The organism is Saccharibacillus alkalitolerans, assembly GCF_011090185.1.
In the GTDB taxonomy this organism is placed as follows: domain Bacteria; phylum Bacillota; class Bacilli; order Paenibacillales; family Paenibacillaceae; genus Saccharibacillus; species Saccharibacillus alkalitolerans.
The window spans coordinates 186,647-203,474 of the sequence record NZ_JAAFGS010000003.1 but is presented as its reverse complement, the minus strand read 5'-3'; the positions used below and the strand labels follow the sequence as shown (position 1 = coordinate 203,474).

Here is a 16,828-nt window from a genome sequence, read left to right as displayed (position 1 = left end):
AGATTCTTTTCTTCGCCCGAAGGCGTTCGAAGAAGCATAAATCAGCAGAACGGAGCGATCGAAGCATGGCTGTCAAGTCAATTACGGAGTCCATTCGGAGCGTGGGAGCATGGGTGGGAATCCCGATCCATGTCTGGATCGTGGCGGAGCAAGACGGAGTCACGCTGGTCGATACCGGCATGTCCTTTATGGCGAGGTCCATTTTGAAAGAGATCGACCGGCTGAACGCCGGTCCGCTCCGAAGAATCGTGCTCACACACGGCCATGCCGATCACGTAGGCGGACTCAAATCCGTTTTGCGTGAGCGCGACGTGCCGGTATACATGCATGCCGCGGAGATTCCTTATGCCGAAGGCGACCTGGCGTATCCGGGCAAAGACAGGGCGCATGCGCATGTGGAAAAAGGCATTTTGCGGCCGCTGTCCGCCGTTGAAGGGCGGGACGGCAGAGCGGAACGGATCGGCTCGCTGACCCCTTACTTTACGCCCGGTCACTCGCCGGGACATGTCGTTTATTTCCATGAAAAGGATCGGGTACTGCTCGCGGGCGACCTGTTCAATTCCAAAAAAGGACGGCTTGCGCAGGCCCGTTTTACTCCCGATCCCGATCTTGCGCTGCGCAGCGCGAATATTCTGCGCAGGCTCGATCCCGAACGGATGGAAGTCTGTCATGGCGATACGGTATTCCGGCCCGCGGGCCAGCTCGCCGATCTGGAAGCGGAAGTTCGGCAGACCCGCGAAGCGGAGGCCAGAATGCAGGCGTTGAAGGAAAAGAAGAAGAAGGGACGCCGGGGCTGACCGGGGCTTCGAGTCGGCGCCGGGCGGCCCGAACCGCATAAAAAAGCATTCCGCTGCCGGAATGCTTTGGTTATGGACGGGTGCCGCCGGTTGAAGACGGGCTGCCGGAAAAGATTGCGCCTATCTTCGCCCGCCATGCGGAGAGCTGCGGAATCGGGCTTATTCCGCGGCGGGAGCATCGTCGCCGTAGTGCTCCGTATTGCGCTCGATCTTGCGGAACGCCTCCATCAGCAGCTCAAGCTGCTCGGGCGTAAATCCTTCGATCATGGCGGCGTTATGATGGCGTTCGATGACGGCCGTCTCTTCGGTGACCTGACGGCCTTTGTCGGTCGGATAAATCAGATAAGCTCTTCGGTCCGCACGGTCGCTGCTGCGCATGATCAACCCTTTGCGGTGCAGCACGTTGAGAATGCGGGTGACGGTCGGCTGGTCTTTGACGGTGCGTTCGGCAATCTCTTTCTGATTCATGCCTTCCTTGAAACAGATGCAGCACATGACGGACCACTGTTCGGGCGTCAGGTCGTAATCCTTGAGGCGGGCGGCGAGCCGGTTGCTGACTTTGCGGTAGATGACGCCCAGTTGAAAACCGATGGAATCCTGCGGCTGATACAAGAATAATCCCCCTCTGGCGCGGCCGGATTCCGTCCCGCGGGCCGGTCGCTCGTTCTGTCTTTTGCTGCTTGCTCACGCAAGTATACGAAGTTCGGAAAGCGGTGTCAAATGTCTTGCGAACGAAAAAAGAACGATCCGAAAAAAAGGGGAAGGCCGGCCGGCGCGACCTTTTCCCCTCGCTTTTTCGGAGACGTCCGCTTCAGCCGCCGGCTTCCGTTTTGCTTTTGTTTGAGGACCGCGGCCTTCCGCCGGACTCGGCGGGAAAGCGCATCTCGATGAGCGTGCCTTCGCCCGGGGAGGATCGAACGGAGATGGTTCCTTTATGCGCCGTTACGACGGCATAGGCAATGCTCATGCCGAGGCCGGCGCCGTCCACGCCTTCGTCGGTGCTCGTTCCCCGGTAATAGCGGTCGAACAGGCGGGATTGCGTCTCTTCGTCCATGCCGACACCGTCGTCAAGGACGCTCACCCATGCTTCGTCCCCTTTTCGCCCTACGCTCAGCACAATATTCGTGCCCGCTTCGTTGTGCTTGACGGCGTTGGAAATCAGGTTGTCGAGCAGCCGCTGAAACCACTTGGCGTTAGCCGAAATCACGGTCGGCGCATCGGCTTCTTCGAATCCGAAGGAGACGCCGGACAGCGTGGCATCGTTGACGTAGCGCAGCACGGTACGGCGAACGAATTCGTTCAATTCCAGCGGCTCGAGCTTTTCGCCCGGCGTATGGTTTTTCAATTCGAACGTCAGCGAGAAATCCTGCAGCAGCTCCAGCATATAAGCGCTTTTTTCGCGAATGGTGACGCCCATGTCCCGCAGCTCTTCTTCGCTCCAGCGAAACTGCCCGCTCTCGAGCAGATGGCCGTAACCCTGAACCGCGGCAAGGGGCGTGCGCAGATCGTGAGAAATGCCCGCCATCCATTCTTCGCGGGACTTCTCCAGCCGCATCCGCTCGCTGCGCGCGTCGGCAAGCCGGCCGGCCATGTCCGAGAATCCGGCGATCACTTCGCGGTAAAGCTTGTAACGAACGCGGAAACGTCCGTTTTTGCGGAAAATTTTGCGGCGTTCCTTTTCCGTGAATACCTGCTCGTATTCGCCCCGGCCCATTCGTTCGAACCCGCGCATGAACAGCAGCAGGGGACCGCCGTAGCGATAACCGTGCCAGGCGGCCACGGCGAGCGCGAGCAGCAGAACGGCTCCGCCCACGAGAAACGACACCAACAGCACTTTGCGCAGCATAGGTTGTTCGGGATCCGCCATATTTTTCTTCGGCCCCTCCAGCAGCCAGGTGTAACCCGACCCCGAATCGTAATAGTAGGAAAACTTCGTGTCCGTCTCGGAAGGAGCGGAGCGGATCTTGACCAGATCCAGCGCTCCGTACGATCCCGAGCCGGATTCAAGCCCTAAGCTCTGCACGACATTTCCTTCCCCGTCGAGCACGCGGAGCGAAGCGCCCAGACGTTCCGTCTCGCCGGCGAGAAGGGTTCGCGCGCTTACGCCGGCAATTCGCCCGTTCTCGGCATATCGGTCGAACCAGTCCTGCAGAAGCTCTCCGTTCACGTCCCGTCGTCCGAGCAGATAGAGGCTGGGCGAGCCGTCCAATTCCTCATACAGCGTCGTCACTTCGTACCGGTCCATTCGGCGAGAATCGCCGATACGAAGCAGCTGCGAGGCGGAATAGCGAGCGGGCACGTCCTCGGGGACGTTGGCGGCATAAATCGTCTCGCCCCTCCCGTTGACGATCTGCAGCCAATAGCCCATATCCCGCAGCTGCTCCCGCCATAAGGAAGGCAGTTCGACGCTGTCTCCTTCGATAATCGTTTCCAGCGACACGGAATCCAAAATTTTGGCCGGCGAGTCGCTTCTGAGCTGCTCGCCGCCGATGGAGTAGATCAATATGAATAGGGCCACGAACACGGTCGTCAGCACGGACAGCCAGATCAGGAAAAATTGGACCGTGAAATGCAGCCCCAGCCGCCTGGCAATACGGCCGCTGCGAACTTCAGCGTTTTTTTTCATTCGTCGCTGCCTTTCACCAATTTATAGCCGAGTCCGCGGATCGTCAGCAGATAGCGGGGAGAACCGGGATCGGGCTCGATCCGCTCGCGGATTTTGCGGATATGCACCATGACCGTATTGTCGTCGCTTAAGCCGTCGAACCCCCATACCGACTCGTACAGCTGCGATTTGGAAAAGACGATGTTGGGGTTCCGGCACAAAAACAGCAGCAGCTGATAAGCCTGGGCGGGACACGGGACGGGATTTCCGCCGACGAGAAGTTCGCCCGCCGGCTCGTCGAGCACGAACCCGCCGAAATCGTGGCGCTTCCGGAGATCGGCCGCTGCCGAAGCGGCGGGAAGCGGGGCCGCTTCGACCGTTCCTCGGCGCAGCCTCGCTTTGATGCGGGCCGCGATTTCCAGCGGATTGAACGGCTTGGTCACGTAATCGTCCCCGCCCACGGCAAATCCGGTGAGCCGGTCGAGGTCGGTCGCCCGGGCGGTCAAGTAAATCAGGTGCGCGTCCGACTGAGCGCGTATTTGCGGGCCGAGCTCGAAGCCCGTGCGGTCGGGCAGCATGACGTCGAGCAAAATGACGTCCGCGCGGTGTTCGCGCAGCAGCGCCATGCCTTCTTCGGCGCTGCCCGCCGTATAAATATGTTCGAAGCCTTCTTTGCGCAGTACGATCTCGATCATCTGCACGATCGCTTTTTCGTCGTCCACGATCAGGATATTGGCCTTATGCACAGCGGCATTCCTCCTGCTTGTATCCGTATGTAGGTTTTGCTTCTGACAGTGTACCAAATAAACCTTAACGGCCGCTAAACGAAAAAAGATCCTTTTGCGTATCGTTAAGCAAATGTTAAGGAAGGCTTTATCCCCTGTTCAAGACGGTCCTTTAAGCTGAGTGCAGAGGTGATCGAATTGACCAATAAAAAAAGAATCCAATTTATCGACGGACTTCGGGGATTCAGCCTGTCGGGCATTGTTTTGGCCAACATGCTGATTTTTCAGTACGGCCTTTACGGCGAGGGCGAGCCTGCGTTGTTCGGCATTGCGGGCGCGGATTTGGCGTTTCACAGATTTCTGTTCATCGCGGTAGTCGGCAGCTTCATGCCGATCTTCGCCTTCATGTTCGGGTTCGGCATGGTGAAGCTGTCGGACAGTCTGAAAGCGCGCGAGCTGAGGCCGAAATGTCATTTGGCTCGAAGATTTCTGCTGCTTTTCGTTATCGGCCTGCTGCATGCGACGTTTTTATGGGAAGGCGACATTCTGACCTTCTACGGCATGACCGGATTTTTCCTGCTGCTGTTTTTGAACCGCCGTCCCGCAGCGCTGCTGGCGTGGGCGGTGCTTCTGATGGTTGCGGTGGGCGCTCTGGGCCTGGTTCCGAATGATCCTTCCGAGCCGGTGCCGGGAGATTCCGCCCATACCCGGAACTATATCATGCAGAGCCGCGATGTGTACGGCAGCGGAACGTATGCGGAAATCATGGATTTTCGGAATAACGCCGATCCGCTGGAGGAAAAAGATGGCTTGACCTTGGCGATTCTCAGTCTTCTCGCTCCGATCCTGATCGCCCCGATGTTCCTGCTGGGCATGAGAGCGGCCCGCAAAGGAACGTTCGACGATCCGCGGGCGATGCGCGGCGTCTACGCGCGGCGGGCCGCGATCTTCGGAGGAACGGGCCTGCTGACCAAAGCGTACGGCGTACTGGCTCCGCAGCTAGGCGGGAACGGTCTGCCGGGCCTCGGCGTCGGCGATGCGCTCGGAGGATCTCTGCTTGCGCTCGGCTATATTTATGCTTTCGCGCTGCTGTACGCAGGCCTCCGCCGCTTCGCCCTGCTGGAGAGGTTCGAAGCTGTCGGGAAGCTGTCGCTGACGAACTATTTGCTGCAGACCGTGATCTGCACGACGATTTTTTACGGCTACGGATTCGGGCTGTTCGGCCGTGCCGGCGTGTTCGCCGGGGCGGTACTCGTGCTGGCCGTCTATGCCGCGCAGCTGTGGCTGAGTCCTTTATATCTGAAAAAGTTCCGTACCGGTCCGGTGGAGAAAATTTTGCGGGTCTGGACTTATTTATCCTGGAAAGGACAGCCGCGAAAACGGAGAAAGCCGCGGGCCTCTGCCGACGGAGCGCTCAAAGTTTCGTAGCGTCCGAAGAAAAAGGGGACAGCGGCGCGCACCAAAAAGCCCGCTCCGGGAGGAGCGGGCTTTTTTTGCCGGAAAGGTCTGCCGCGAGGGCTTCTTTCCTTATGCTTTCGTATCGGCTTCTTTTTTGACCGCGTCGGCGGCTTGAGGTACGGTTTCCCAGTCTTTCAGGAACTGCTCGATGCCTTTGTCGGTCAGCGGATGTCCCCACAGTTTCGGCAGAATGGAGCCCGGAATCGTGGCGATGTGCGCGCCGGCGAGAGCCGCCTGCTGCACGTGGCCGATATTGCGGATGCTGGCCGCGATGATCTCGGATTTCAATCCGTGAATATCGAGAATGCTGCGCAGATCGCTGATCAGCTGCATGCCGTCCAGGCCGATGTCGTCGAGACGCCCGATGAACGGGCTGATGAACGTCGCGCCCGCTTTGGCGGCCATAAGGCCTTGGGCCGCGGAGAAGATCAGCGTCACGTTGGTGCGGATGCCTTTTTGCGTCAACTGATGGCAGGCGTAAAGGCCTTCTTCCGTCATCGGCAGCTTAATGACGACGTTCGGCGCCCATTCCGCGATCTCGAGCGCTTCCGCGATCATGTCGTCGCCTTTGAGCGATACGACTTCCGCGCTGACCGGGCCCGGAACGATTGCCGTGATTTCCTTGATGACGTCCTTGAACTGGCGGCCTTCTTTCGCGATCAGCGAAGGGTTCGTCGTAACGCCATCTACCAAGCCCAAGCGGACGATCCGCTTGATTTCCTCCAGATTACCGGTGTCCAAGAAAAATTTCACGTCAATTCCTCCTCCTGTGATTTAGGAAACTTTCGTCAAATACGAAATCCCCGTACCTATATTTTTCACCTGTACGGACAACTTTGACGCATTTTTTTTCGAGAATGCCTGCAAGCTTGAATCATGGGGGCGAAACTCGATATAATCAAAGACAGTCGAGCCTTTTTTCGCCCGTCATGCCTGACGGCGAGATGAACGGCAAACTTGAGGATAAGGGGAAAAGGGATGAGCAAAAACAAAAAGCCGGCGCCGAAAAATAACGGCAAGCCGCAGGCGCAGGGGGCCAAGAGAAATACGGGAGGCGCCCAAAAGCCGCAGAACGGAAAACCGCAGAATCAAAACACGGCCGCTTCCCAGTGGACGTCGGGATCGAAGCGCAAGAAAAGCAATTTCAGCGCCATCGCGTTGGGATTCGTGGGCGTGGTCGTGCTGCTGATGGTCCTGATCTATGTATTGACGAAAGTCGGAGAAAACCAGACCTCCACTTCTTCCGCGGAGCCCGTCGTGCTGACCGGCTACGAGGCTTCGAATCAGCCGACGCTGGGCGATCCTGCTTCGGACGTGAAGATCGTGGAGTTCGGCGATTTCAAATGTCCGGACTGTAAGGTCTGGACGGAAACGGTGCTGCCGGAGCTGCAGGCCAAGTACCTCGACACGAACGAAGCGTCGTTCCAGTTCGCGGACTATCCGTTCCTGGCCGACGATTCCACGCTGCTCGCGCTGGGCGGACAGACGCTGTACGAGCAAAATCCGGATTATTTCTGGCCTTACTATAAAGCGGTCTACGCCAACCAGGATGCAAGCAAGGTGCGCGAGAGCTGGATCACGGAAGACTATATCGTCGATCTGGTCAAGAAGACCGTGCCGGATGCCGATATCGAGAAGTTTGCGAGCGACCTGAAAAACAAAACGCATCAAGCCAACGTCGACGCCGACGTCAAAGCCGGCGACGACAGCAAAATTACGGGCACGCCGACCATTTTCGTCAACGGAACGAAGGTCGACAACCCGACGCTCGAAAACGTGGAAGCGGCGATCGAGGCTGCCAAAGCAAGCTAAGATGCTTCGAACAGCCCGGCGAGGGCGGAACCGAACGTTTCGGATTCCGCATCCGCCGGGTTTTTTGTGCCGTCTTTTCGGGAAAGGAATCTCTTTCGGCCGAAACTATTCCTGCCGGGAAGGCGTTATTAATAAGCATCAGGCAGATATCGATAAGGAGGCATGAAGATGGGCGGCAGTACAGATCTACAATCGGTTTCTTTCGAGGAGCCCGGCTTTACGGACATGATGGGCGGATTTTTCGGCGATGCGCCTCTATGGTTCTCGATACCGTTCGTTTCTATTTTCGTGTTGGCGATCGGCTCGATCGTCTACGCGATCATAAAAGGCATGGCGGAGCGCGCGAAAAACAACGCTTCGGAAGTGCTGACCGTTCCCGTGAAGCTGATCGCCAAACGCACGGAAGTCTGGGGCGGAAGCGGCGATTCGAGAGCCCGCACGAGTTACTATCTGACGTTCGAAGCGCAAAACGGCGACCGCAAAGAAATGGAAGTGACGGGAGAACAATACGGCCTCAGCATGGAAGGGGACGAAGGCATGCTCACGTTCCAGGGGACGAGATTCAAAAAGTTCGAGCGCAGCATGCAGGCATGAAAAAAAGCCCGGGCAAGCGACACCCCGATATCCGGGTAATTGTGTCGTAAACGACGATGCGGGAGGGAAAACGATCATGGAAAAAACGATAAACGGAGTGCGAGTGAACCTCGTCCGCGGCGATATCACCCGATACGAGACGGATGCCATCGTCAACGCGGCCAATTCGTCGCTGCTCGGAGGCGGAGGCGTGGACGGGGCGATTCACCGGGCGGGCGGCCCGGCGATTCTGGAAGAATGCCGCAAAATCCGGAACCGTCAGGGCGGCTGCGAGACGGGAGACGCGGTCGTCACGACGGCGGGGCGGCTGCCGGCGAAGTTCGTCGTGCATACGGTGGGACCGGTATACCGGGACGGACGAAGCGGGGAAGAGGAACAGTTGAAAAGCTGCTACGTCCGCTCGCTGGAAGAAGCCGCGGCCGCCGGAGCGAGAAAGATCGCTTTTCCGAATATCTCGACGGGCATTTACGGCTATCCGAAAGACAAGGCTGCGGAGGCGGCCTGGACGGCCGTGCAGGATTGGACGGCCGGCCGATCTTCGGAAGACGGCGAAACGTTTCTGGAAGAGATCGCTTTCGTCTGCTACGATGAAGAGAACGAACGACTTTACCGGCGGCTGCTGGAGCGGAAAGACCGGTAAATCGGCAAAAGGAGAACGAGAACAGCGATGAGCAATGCGATCGAAGCGCGGATCGGCGATCTGGAGCGCTATATTCCTTCGTTGACGGCGGAAGCGGATTTGGACGAGTTTTGGGAACGGACGTTGGCCGAATACGCGGGCAAGCCGCTTAACGGCACGAGAGAACTTGTACAAACGCCGATGAAAGGCATGAATGTGTACAAGGCAGCGTACGAAGGCGCCGACGATACGCCGCTGCACGCCTGGTATTTGACGCCTCAAGCGGAAGAAGGGACCCGGTTTCCGTGCGTCGTGCATTATCACGGCTACACGGGCAGCAAAGGGATGCCGGAGCATTTCGCCCACTACATCCTGATGGGCTTCGCGGTGCTGTCGATCGACGTGCGCGGGCAGGGCGGAGACACGGGCAACCGGCTTCACCAGCACTACGGCGCGGTCAAGGGCTGGCTGACCCCCGGCATCCTGGACCGCGAGACGGCCTATTATCGGGCGATCACGATCGACGCGATCCGCGCGGCGGAATGGGCGGCGGAGCAGCCGGAGACCGACCCGGAGCGCGTGCTGCTGATCGGCGGCAGTCAGGGCGGCGGGCTTGCGCTGATCGTGTCCGCGCTGAGCGCTCTGCCGAAAGCGGCGGTCGCGCATATTCCGAACATGTGCCATATGGACTTCGGCATTCTGAATTCGAACAGTTCGCTGTCCGAAGCGGCGGATTTCGTCAGCCGACATCCCGAGCATCTGGGCGCGGTGCTGAAAACGCTGAGCTATTTCGACAACTTGAACCTGGCGCCGCGCATCCGGATTCCGGTTATGGTGTCCTGCGGCTTGAAAGATCCCTGCTGCATGCCGGAGACGGTCTACGCGGCGTACAATCGGATCGAGTCGGAAAAGGAGATGCGTGTCTATCCGTTCGACGGCCATTGGGTATCGGACGGGCAAAACCGCTTGGCGATGGAATTTCTGGCCCGTCATGCGGGACTGGCCTAGACTTGCCTAGAATCGAAGTTCCTTTGCGGCAAACGCCCGGAACAAAGAGAAAGAAGCCGGAAGGCGCAAAAGAAGAAGGCTTACGGGACTCGCCGAGCGTGCGGGACCGGTAAGCCTTCTTTTTTGCAGATAATCGAGGGCACGACCAAATTCAGGAATGAGGGGTTATTTAACTCACATACTTTACTTTTCTCACAAACTATATTATTATAGATTCAACAGAAATATTACTTATATCAAATAAAAAGTAGTATAGATAAAACAGGAGGTTAGTAAGATGAGCAGCTATCGCATTCATCCCGAAGCGCATATGGGGCGGGTTCAACTGAAAGTCAGCCAAATCGAACGGTCGATCCGATTTTACGGCGAGGTCATCGGCCTCAAACTGATCGCTCAGACGGACAAAACGGCCGAGTTCGGCGTAAAAGGAAGCGGCGTGCTGCTGGGCCTCGAGGAAACGGAGGATGCCCGCATCCTGCCTCCGCAGTCGGTGAGCGGCTTGTATCATTTCGCCATTCTGCTGCCGAGCCGCGAGGCGCTGGGGACGGCGCTTCGCCATCTGGCGGGCAGCGGGGTCGCCATCGGGCAGGGAGACCATCTGGTCAGCGAAGCGTTTTATCTGGACGACCCGGACGGCAACGGCATCGAAATCTATGCGGACCGTCCGCGTTCGCAGTGGCAAAAAGACGCGAACGGCGAGTATGTCATGGCGACCGACCCGGTCGATGTGGAGTCGCTGCTGCAGCTGGCGGGCGAATGGAACGGACTGCCGGAAGGAACGGTCATCGGCCACGTCCATCTGCATGTCGGCAATCTGCCGGAGGCGCGCAGGTTCTACGTGGACGGTCTGGGCTTCGACGTCATGCTGCACTTCGGCGGCGCCGCGCTGTTCGTGTCGGCGGGCGGCTACCATCACCACATGGGGCTCAACACCTGGGCGGGCGTCGGCGCTCCGGCCGCTCCGGCGAATGCCGTCGGGCTGCGCTACTTTACGATCGTGTACCCGAATATCGAAGAACGGGATCGCGCGGCGGGCGCGCTGCGCGAGGCGGGTTTCGACGTGGAGGACACGCCGGAAGGCCCGTCCGCGCTTGATCCGTTCGGCAGCCGCGCCGTGCTGGTTTCGGCCTGAAGAAGCGGCGGGATCCGGGGCGGGGACGGGATTCTTCGGCCCGGTTAACAAGCTTTCGACAGACCTTCCCCGGCGGGGAGGTCTTTTTCTTTGCCGCCGGGCTGGGCTATAATGCGAAGGGAAGCCTGACCCGCAGACGGCAGGCAAATTTTCGGCAAAGGACTTGAACCTTATGAAACCGATTTTTACGAACGATTGGGCGGACATCCTGCATCCCGAGATGGAAAAGCCTTATTATCTTAAGCTTCGGCGCAGTCTGGCGGAGGAGTATCGAACGCGAACCGTCTATCCGGACATGTACCGGATCTTCAGCGCGTTTCATCTGACGTCGTTTGCCGACACGCGCGTCGTCATTCTGGGGCAGGATCCGTATCACGGTCCGAACCAGGCGCACGGGCTGAGCTTCTCGGTGCAGCCGGGCGTCAGCGTTCCGCCGTCGCTGGAGAACATTTACCGCGAACTGCACGACGATCTGGGCTGTCCTCCGGTTCGGCACGGGTTCCTCGAACATTGGGCGAAGCAGGGCGTGCTGCTGCTCAACAATGTGCTGACCGTGCGCCGGGGAGCGGCCGCTTCGCACCAGGGGCTGGGCTGGGAAGCGTTCACGGAGGCGGCGATCGCGGCGATCAACGAACGCGAGACTCCGGCCGTATTCATTTTGTGGGGGCGCAGCGCGCAGGAGAAGGGAGCGTTTATCGACGGAAACCGGCATTTGATCCTCAAGTCGGCGCATCCGAGCCCTCGGTCGACGGATCGCGGATTTTTCGGCAGCCGGCCTTTCTCGCGAACGAACGATTTTCTGCGCTCGAACGGCCTGCCCGAGATCGATTGGTGCCTGCCGGCCGTGCCTGAAGGATTAAAGGAAGAAGGGAAGACGAATTCATGAAAAAGTATCGCTATATTTTGTTCGACGCGGACGACACGCTGCTGGATTTCCGCCGCTGCGAACGGGAAGCGCTGGCCGGGGCGCTGGACGAAGCCGGCTTCGGCTTGGCGTTCGACGAATGCCTGGCCTGCTACTCCGCGATCAACCGGGGGCTGTGGCTCGATTACGAGCAGAATCGGATCACCCAGCGGGAACTGCGAAGCGAACGCTTCCGCCGGATGTTCAAGCAGCTCGGCATCGGGAGCGACCCGGAAGCTTTCGGCGCGGTATATCTCCGGCATTTCGCCGGTGGGTCGTTCCTGACTCCCGACGCGCTGGCCGTGTGCGATGCGCTCAAGCCGTCGTTCGACCTGTCGATTCTCACGAACGGCATCCGCGACGTACAGTTTTCCCGCATTTACGGATCGGAGCTGAAAGACCATTTCGATCATATCGTCGTCTCCGACGATGTGGGCTTTGCCAAGCCGGCGCCGGAAATTTTCGATTACGCGCTGAAGCGCATCGGCTGCCCGGACAAATCGCAGGCGCTGATCGTCGGCGATTCGCTGTCTTCGGACATTCGCGGCGGGCATAATTACGGCATCGATACGTGCTGGTACAACCCGGAACGGCTCGAGAACGGCAGCGGCATTGCGCCGACGTACGAGATCGCGGAGCTGACCGAGCTTCCGGAGCTTCTGTTCGGAGAACGATAGGACGTTTCCGGCCCTTCGGGCCGGACGACCGGAAATTGACGAAAGGCGTCGTGCGCCGACTCAGCGGCCGGACACCCGGTAATGATGCCCGGCCGCGATGTCGAAGCCGAGATTTCGATACAGCGTCACCGCGGGGAGGTTGTCCCTGAGCACCTGCAAATACAGCTCTTCCGCACCTCTCTCGGTCGCCCAGCGGATCAGCTCCGCCATCATCGCGGAGGCCAATCCGCGGCGGCGGAACTTCGGCGTCACCGTCAGATTGCTGACATAAGCGAATCTTCCCTGAGCGACGATCGTTCCGAGCGCCGCCGTCTCCCCGGCGATCCGCAGGCGGGCGAAGGTGTGATCCGAACGAATCGCGCCGAAGATCGCGGCGTAGGCCGCTTCGCGTTCCGGCGGCACTCCCTTGATCGAAAGGAATTCCCGCAGCCACTCGCCGTTTTCTTCGGTGCGGTCCGCGCCCGGAAGGGAAACCTCGAAACCGTTCTCCTTCGCCGGACGGACGGAAAGGCGTTCCGACGCCGACCCGGTGGACCCGGTCATCAGATAGCAGGGCTCGGTCAGGAGGTAGCCCTCGTTCGCGAGACGCTCGTCCAGGCCCGCGGGCGAGGTGTCGCTGACGTAGAAGCAGGGCGGGATGCCGCTGCGCACGGCGAACGACTCGGCATGCTCCAGCCAGTCTCCCGTCTCCGATTCGGGAAAAGGAGCCGCCGTCCAGACGCTGTTCCCCCGGCGGCTGACGCCGCCCGACGCTCTCAGCATCCAGCCGCCCAGCGGTTCTCGGACAATCGGAGGCCAGGCTTCGATCGCGAGCCGCTCCAGCAGGCGGACATGCTCCAGACGTTCCGGATTTTCCTTCGTACTATTGTTCATCCCCAACCTTGATCGCCCCCGTGATAAAATTTAACGGTTCCGATTATAACGCGGCATCGCCTTTTCCGGCAATTTTTCCTCTTTCTCGGTAAAATATTTGGCATCAAGCTATCTTTTTGACTCTTGAAAACGCTACAATTACAATTGGAATGTGACCATTTTGTGATAGCGACGAAGGAGGAGACGGATTTTGGATTATCGGATCGAAAAAGATACGCTTGGTGAAATGAAAGTGCCCGCGGATAAAATGTGGGGGGCGCAAACGCAGCGAAGCAAAGAGAACTTTCCGATCGGCCAGGAGAAGATGCCTTCCGAAGTGATCCGGGCTTTCGCCATCCTGAAAAAATCGGCGGCGCTCGCCAATCGCGATCTCGGCAAACTGTCCGAGCATAAGGCGGGCGCGATCGCCCAGGCCGCCGACGAGATCCTCGAAGGACTGCTGAACGAACAGTTTCCGCTGGTGGTCTGGCAGACGGGCAGCGGCACGCAGTCCAATATGAACGTCAACGAAGTCATCGCTTACCGGGGCAATCAGCTGCTCGAAGAAAAAGGCCTTCAAGACGAGCGCCTGCATCCGAACGATCACGTGAACATGTCCCAGAGCTCGAACGACACGTTCCCGACCGCTCTGCACGTCGCCGGCGCGATCGCCGTCGAGGATAAGCTGCTGCCGGCGATCGCCGTACTGAAAGCGACGTTCGACGAGAAATCCGAAAAATTCAAAGACGTGATCAAGATCGGACGCACCCATCTGATGGATGCGACTCCGCTGACGCTGGGCCAGGAGATCAGCGGCTGGTCCGCCATGCTGGAGAAGAGCGGGAACATGATCAAGGAGAGCGTGCAGCATATGAAAGAGCTGGCGATCGGCGGCACGGCGGTCGGCACCGGCATCAACGCGCATCCGGAGTTCGGCGACCGCGCGGCGGCTTACATCTCCCAGTTTACCCAGTCCAAATTCACGTCCGCCAAAAATAAATTCCATGCGCTGACGAGCCACGACGAGGCCGTCTACACGCACGGCGCGATCAAAGGGCTGGCGGCCGACCTGATGAAGATCGCCAACGACGTGCGGTGGCTGGCGAGCGGACCGCGCAGCGGCCTCGGCGAGATCCGCATTCCGGAGAACGAGCCGGGCAGCTCGATCATGCCGGGCAAGGTCAACCCGACCCAGCCGGAAGCGATCACGATGGTCGTCGCTCAAGTCTTCGGCAACGATACGACGATCGGCTTTGCCGCCAGCCAGGGCAACTTCGAGCTGAACGTGTTCAAGCCGGTGCTGATCTACAACTTCCTGCAGTCCGTCAACCTGCTGGCCGATTCGATCATCGCGTTCAACGACAAATGCGCGGTCGGCATCGAAGCCAATCTCGACAAGATCGAGCACAATCTGCGCAACTCGCTGATGCTCGTCACGTCGCTGAATCCGCATATCGGCTACGAAAACGCGGCGAAGATCGCCAAGAAAGCCCATGCGGAAGGCACCACGCTGAAAGAAGCGGCGCTCGAGACGGGACTGCTGACGGAAGAAGAATTCGATCGTTACGTCGATCCGAAAAAAATGATCTAAAAAGAGAGCTTTAGAGGAGGAAGAAACCATGACTGAACCATTCGTCGACGAAACCGAACTGGAACGTCTGCGCTATCCGATCGGACGCGCGGACGACGCCCTCGAATCGAATGAGGAGCAGCTCGAAGAATGGACCGAGCAGATCCGCCGCCTGCCGGACCGGCTGGAAGAAGCGATCGAAGGTCTGAGCGAGGAGCAGCTCGATACGCCGTACCGCCCGGGAGGGTGGACGGTACGGCAGGTCGTGCATCATCTGGCGGACAGCCACATGAACGCGTATATCCGGCTCAAGCTGGCGCTGACCGAGGAAGGTCCCACCATCAAGCCGTACGAAGAAGCCGTATGGGCGGAGCAGGCGGATTCCAAAGGGCTGGCCGTAGGGGCTTCCTTGATGCTGCTGCGCGGCCTGCATATGCATTGGTCGTTCCTGCTGGAATCGCTGACGCCGGAGCAGCGGGCGAGGACTTTCTATCATCCGGAGTCCGGGAACTGGACCCGCCTCGACACGCAGACGTCGCATTACGCCTGGCACGGCCGGCATCATACGGCCCAGATTGCGGCGCTGCGCGAACGCTCGGGCTGGTAATATGCAAAAAAGGATCTCGTTTCCCGCTTATCCGGGAAATGAGGTCCTTTTTGTATGCCGCATAAATAGCGTCTGCCGTAGAGGACAGACTGTGTTTCGTCCTCGATTATGGTTTAGCGGAAAGTGCCGCTTTCGGCGGAAGCTTTTTGGCTGCCGCTGCCCGAAGCAGAAGTCGTTCCCGAAGAAGCGCTTTGCGCATCGGCATACGTCGTGTTCGGAATAACCGAATTTTTGCCGATCAGCCGCTCGAAGGACACCATGCCGTACCCGTATTGAGGGTCGCGCCCCCGCGGGCCGAGGTCGATCGCGCCGCGCTGGAGGGAAGTGCGGATCTGATCCGCGGAAAGGTTCGGATAAGCTTGTTTGAGAACGGCGACCATTCCGCTGACGAACGGAGCGGCAGCGGAAGTGCCGTCGCTTAGTTTGTATTTGCCGGAAAGGCTGCTGCTGACGACGCCTACGCCAGGAGCGGACAGTTCGACTTCGTCGCCGGTGCCGGAGAAAGCCGCGCGTTTCAGATCGGAGTCGACAGCCGCGACCGTGATGGTTTCCGGCGACTTGGCGGGGAAAGCGAGCGTATTGCCGCTGCCGTCGGAATTGCCGGAGTTGCCTGCGGCCACGATGACCGTGATGCCTTTGGCGGCCGCTTTTTCGAGCAGCGCGTCGATCGCCGGGGAATTCTGCGGGAAGGACAGCGACAGATTGATGATGTCCATACGCTGGCGGATCGCCCAGTCGAGTCCTTTCGCCAGTGATTCTGTCGAGCCGTTGCCGTCCTTGTCCATGACTTTGACGGCGTAGATCGAAGCGTCCGGAGCGATGCCTTTATACGCTTTGCTTTTGGCGCCGATGATGCCGGCCACGAACGTACCGTGGCCGTTATCGTCTTCGTAAGAAGAAACGCCGTCGACGGTCGAGACGCCGCCGCTGATATTCAAAGCGGATTTTTCGGAAACGCCGGTGTCGAGTACGGCGATCTTGATGCCTTTGCCGGTGAAACCGGCTCTGACGGCGGCCGAAGCTTGGATAGCGCTGTATCCCCACTGTCCCTGCTTGAGCTTGGAAGCGGAAGAAACCGGAACGGCCGGGGCGTTCCGATCGTTCGAGAACGTCGTGCTTTGCGGGAGGCTCTTATAGTCCTTGCTCAATTCGATCGACAGGATAGAATCGTGGCGGCTTAGTTTGGCGAGGCCGTCCGCGTTCGTGCGCAGCGACATCATGTTTGTCTCCCAATAGATATGATAGTCGAGATCGTGCGTGACGTTCAGCGCCTCGCGCTCGCCGCTTTGATCGGCGTATTGGATGAAAATAGAGAAAACCGGCTTGGACTGCACGATGCTTGTCGGTTCGTTTGTCGAATTTTTGTTTGTTTGTTCGGAACGGTTCGAAAAAGTCAAAAAATGAAAGACAGCTGTAAAACTAAACAACAAAAATATGAAAAGTGTAGAAAAAAAGCAGTGTTTTATCC

General features: G+C 58.8%; 17 protein-coding genes. 11 read left to right on the top strand and 6 right to left on the bottom strand.

Annotated features, from left to right (window positions below; genetic code table 11):
• Nucleotides 1-65 precede the first annotated feature (65 nt).
• Nucleotides 66-797, top strand: a complete 732-nt coding sequence (locus GYN08_RS09670; RefSeq protein WP_166274008.1) for an MBL fold metallo-hydrolase — start codon at nt 66-68, stop codon at nt 795-797.
• Between the two features lie 159 nt (nt 798-956).
• Here GYN08_RS09670 and GYN08_RS09665 read toward each other — a convergent pair whose 3' ends face one another.
• From GYN08_RS09665 to GYN08_RS09655, 3 genes are all read right to left on the bottom strand, one after another.
• Nucleotides 957-1,409 (bottom strand): MarR family winged helix-turn-helix transcriptional regulator, encoded by a 453-nt coding sequence (locus tag GYN08_RS09665; RefSeq protein WP_166274007.1) that lies wholly within the window; start codon nt 1,407-1,409, stop codon nt 957-959.
• Between the two features lie 199 nt (nt 1,410-1,608).
• Nucleotides 1,609-3,423 carry a sensor histidine kinase gene (locus tag GYN08_RS09660; RefSeq protein WP_166274006.1) on the bottom strand — a complete coding sequence of 605 codons (1,815 nt, stop codon included), beginning with the start codon at nt 3,421-3,423 and terminating at the stop codon, nt 1,609-1,611.
• A complete protein-coding gene (locus GYN08_RS09655; RefSeq protein ID WP_166274005.1) occupies nt 3,420-4,148 on the bottom strand; it encodes a response regulator in 729 nt (242 codons plus the stop codon). The genes GYN08_RS09660 and GYN08_RS09655 overlap by 4 nt, the downstream gene beginning before the upstream one ends.
• Before the next feature lie 171 nt (nt 4,149-4,319).
• Between GYN08_RS09655 and GYN08_RS09650 the strand changes: the two genes are divergently transcribed.
• Nucleotides 4,320-5,555: a DUF418 domain-containing protein gene (locus tag GYN08_RS09650; RefSeq protein ID WP_166274430.1), complete on the top strand. Its 1,236-nt coding sequence runs from the start codon at nt 4,320-4,322 to the stop codon at nt 5,553-5,555.
• Nucleotides 5,556-5,654: 99 nt separating this feature from the next.
• Here GYN08_RS09650 and fsa read toward each other — a convergent pair whose 3' ends face one another.
• Nucleotides 5,655-6,338, bottom strand: coding sequence for a fructose-6-phosphate aldolase (gene fsa, locus GYN08_RS09645; RefSeq protein ID WP_166274004.1), 684 nt, complete (start codon nt 6,336-6,338; stop codon nt 5,655-5,657).
• A gap of 225 nt (nt 6,339-6,563) precedes the next feature.
• Here fsa and GYN08_RS09640 point away from each other — a divergent pair, with 225 nt between their 5' ends.
• From GYN08_RS09640 to GYN08_RS09610, 7 genes are all read left to right on the top strand, one after another.
• The gene (locus tag GYN08_RS09640; protein ID WP_166274003.1) at nt 6,564-7,397 is read left to right on the top strand and encodes a DsbA family protein; all 834 of its coding nucleotides are present in this window, start codon (nt 6,564-6,566) and stop codon (nt 7,395-7,397) included.
• A 168-nt stretch (nt 7,398-7,565) separates the two neighbouring features.
• Nucleotides 7,566-7,991: a DUF2500 domain-containing protein gene (locus GYN08_RS09635; RefSeq protein ID WP_235946107.1), complete on the top strand. Its 426-nt coding sequence runs from the start codon at nt 7,566-7,568 to the stop codon at nt 7,989-7,991.
• 97 nt (nt 7,992-8,088) lie between these two features.
• The gene (locus GYN08_RS09630; RefSeq protein ID WP_328802932.1) at nt 8,089-8,631 is read left to right on the top strand and encodes an O-acetyl-ADP-ribose deacetylase; all 543 of its coding nucleotides are present in this window, start codon (nt 8,089-8,091) and stop codon (nt 8,629-8,631) included.
• Nucleotides 8,632-8,658: 27 nt separating this feature from the next.
• Complete coding sequence (locus tag GYN08_RS09625; protein WP_166274001.1) at nt 8,659-9,618, top strand: acetylxylan esterase; 960 nt, start codon at nt 8,659-8,661, stop codon at nt 9,616-9,618.
• Between the two features lie 277 nt (nt 9,619-9,895).
• A complete protein-coding gene (locus GYN08_RS09620) occupies nt 9,896-10,750 on the top strand; it encodes a VOC family protein (protein ID WP_166274000.1) in 855 nt (284 codons plus the stop codon).
• Nucleotides 10,751-10,922: 172 nt separating this feature from the next.
• A complete protein-coding gene (locus tag GYN08_RS09615; RefSeq protein ID WP_166273999.1) occupies nt 10,923-11,636 on the top strand; it encodes a uracil-DNA glycosylase in 714 nt (237 codons plus the stop codon).
• Nucleotides 11,633-12,331, top strand: coding sequence for a YjjG family noncanonical pyrimidine nucleotidase (locus tag GYN08_RS09610; protein WP_166273998.1), 699 nt, complete (start codon nt 11,633-11,635; stop codon nt 12,329-12,331). The genes GYN08_RS09615 and GYN08_RS09610 overlap by 4 nt, the downstream gene beginning before the upstream one ends.
• Before the next feature lie 60 nt (nt 12,332-12,391).
• On the opposite strand, the gene GYN08_RS09605 is transcribed toward GYN08_RS09610, so the two are convergent.
• The gene (locus GYN08_RS09605) at nt 12,392-13,204 is read right to left on the bottom strand and encodes a GNAT family N-acetyltransferase (protein WP_166273997.1); all 813 of its coding nucleotides are present in this window, start codon (nt 13,202-13,204) and stop codon (nt 12,392-12,394) included.
• A 190-nt stretch (nt 13,205-13,394) separates the two neighbouring features.
• Here GYN08_RS09605 and fumC point away from each other — a divergent pair, with 190 nt between their 5' ends.
• Nucleotides 13,395-14,774, top strand: a complete 1,380-nt coding sequence (fumC, locus tag GYN08_RS09600; protein WP_166273996.1) for a class II fumarate hydratase — start codon at nt 13,395-13,397, stop codon at nt 14,772-14,774.
• 28 nt (nt 14,775-14,802) lie between these two features.
• Nucleotides 14,803-15,360 carry a YfiT family bacillithiol transferase gene (locus GYN08_RS09595; RefSeq protein ID WP_166273995.1) on the top strand — a complete coding sequence of 186 codons (558 nt, stop codon included), beginning with the start codon at nt 14,803-14,805 and terminating at the stop codon, nt 15,358-15,360.
• Between the two features lie 113 nt (nt 15,361-15,473).
• On the opposite strand, the gene GYN08_RS09590 is transcribed toward GYN08_RS09595, so the two are convergent.
• A complete protein-coding gene (locus tag GYN08_RS09590; RefSeq protein ID WP_166273994.1) occupies nt 15,474-16,757 on the bottom strand; it encodes a S8 family peptidase in 1,284 nt (427 codons plus the stop codon).
• Nucleotides 16,758-16,828 lie beyond the last annotated feature (71 nt).

Bases quoted from the DNA above. Each gene is read 5' to 3' on its own strand.
- GYN08_RS09670 (WP_166274008.1), top strand. From the start codon at position 66: ATGGCTGTCAAGTCAATTACGGAGTCCATTCGGAGCGTGGGAGCATGG.
- GYN08_RS09660 (WP_166274006.1), bottom strand. From the start codon at position 3,423: ATGAAAAAAAACGCTGAAGTTCGCAGCGGCCGTATTGCCAGGCGGCTG.
- GYN08_RS09640 (WP_166274003.1), top strand. From the start codon at position 6,564: ATGAGCAAAAACAAAAAGCCGGCGCCGAAAAATAACGGCAAGCCGCAG.
- GYN08_RS09635 (WP_235946107.1), top strand. From the start codon at position 7,566: ATGGGCGGCAGTACAGATCTACAATCGGTTTCTTTCGAGGAGCCCGGC.
- GYN08_RS09625 (WP_166274001.1), top strand. From the start codon at position 8,659: ATGAGCAATGCGATCGAAGCGCGGATCGGCGATCTGGAGCGCTATATT.
- GYN08_RS09620 (WP_166274000.1), top strand. From the start codon at position 9,896: ATGAGCAGCTATCGCATTCATCCCGAAGCGCATATGGGGCGGGTTCAA.
- GYN08_RS09615 (WP_166273999.1), top strand. From the start codon at position 10,923: ATGAAACCGATTTTTACGAACGATTGGGCGGACATCCTGCATCCCGAG.
- GYN08_RS09610 (WP_166273998.1), top strand. From the start codon at position 11,633: ATGAAAAAGTATCGCTATATTTTGTTCGACGCGGACGACACGCTGCTG.
- GYN08_RS09605 (WP_166273997.1), bottom strand. From the start codon at position 13,204: ATGAACAATAGTACGAAGGAAAATCCGGAACGTCTGGAGCATGTCCGC.
- GYN08_RS09595 (WP_166273995.1), top strand. From the start codon at position 14,803: ATGACTGAACCATTCGTCGACGAAACCGAACTGGAACGTCTGCGCTAT.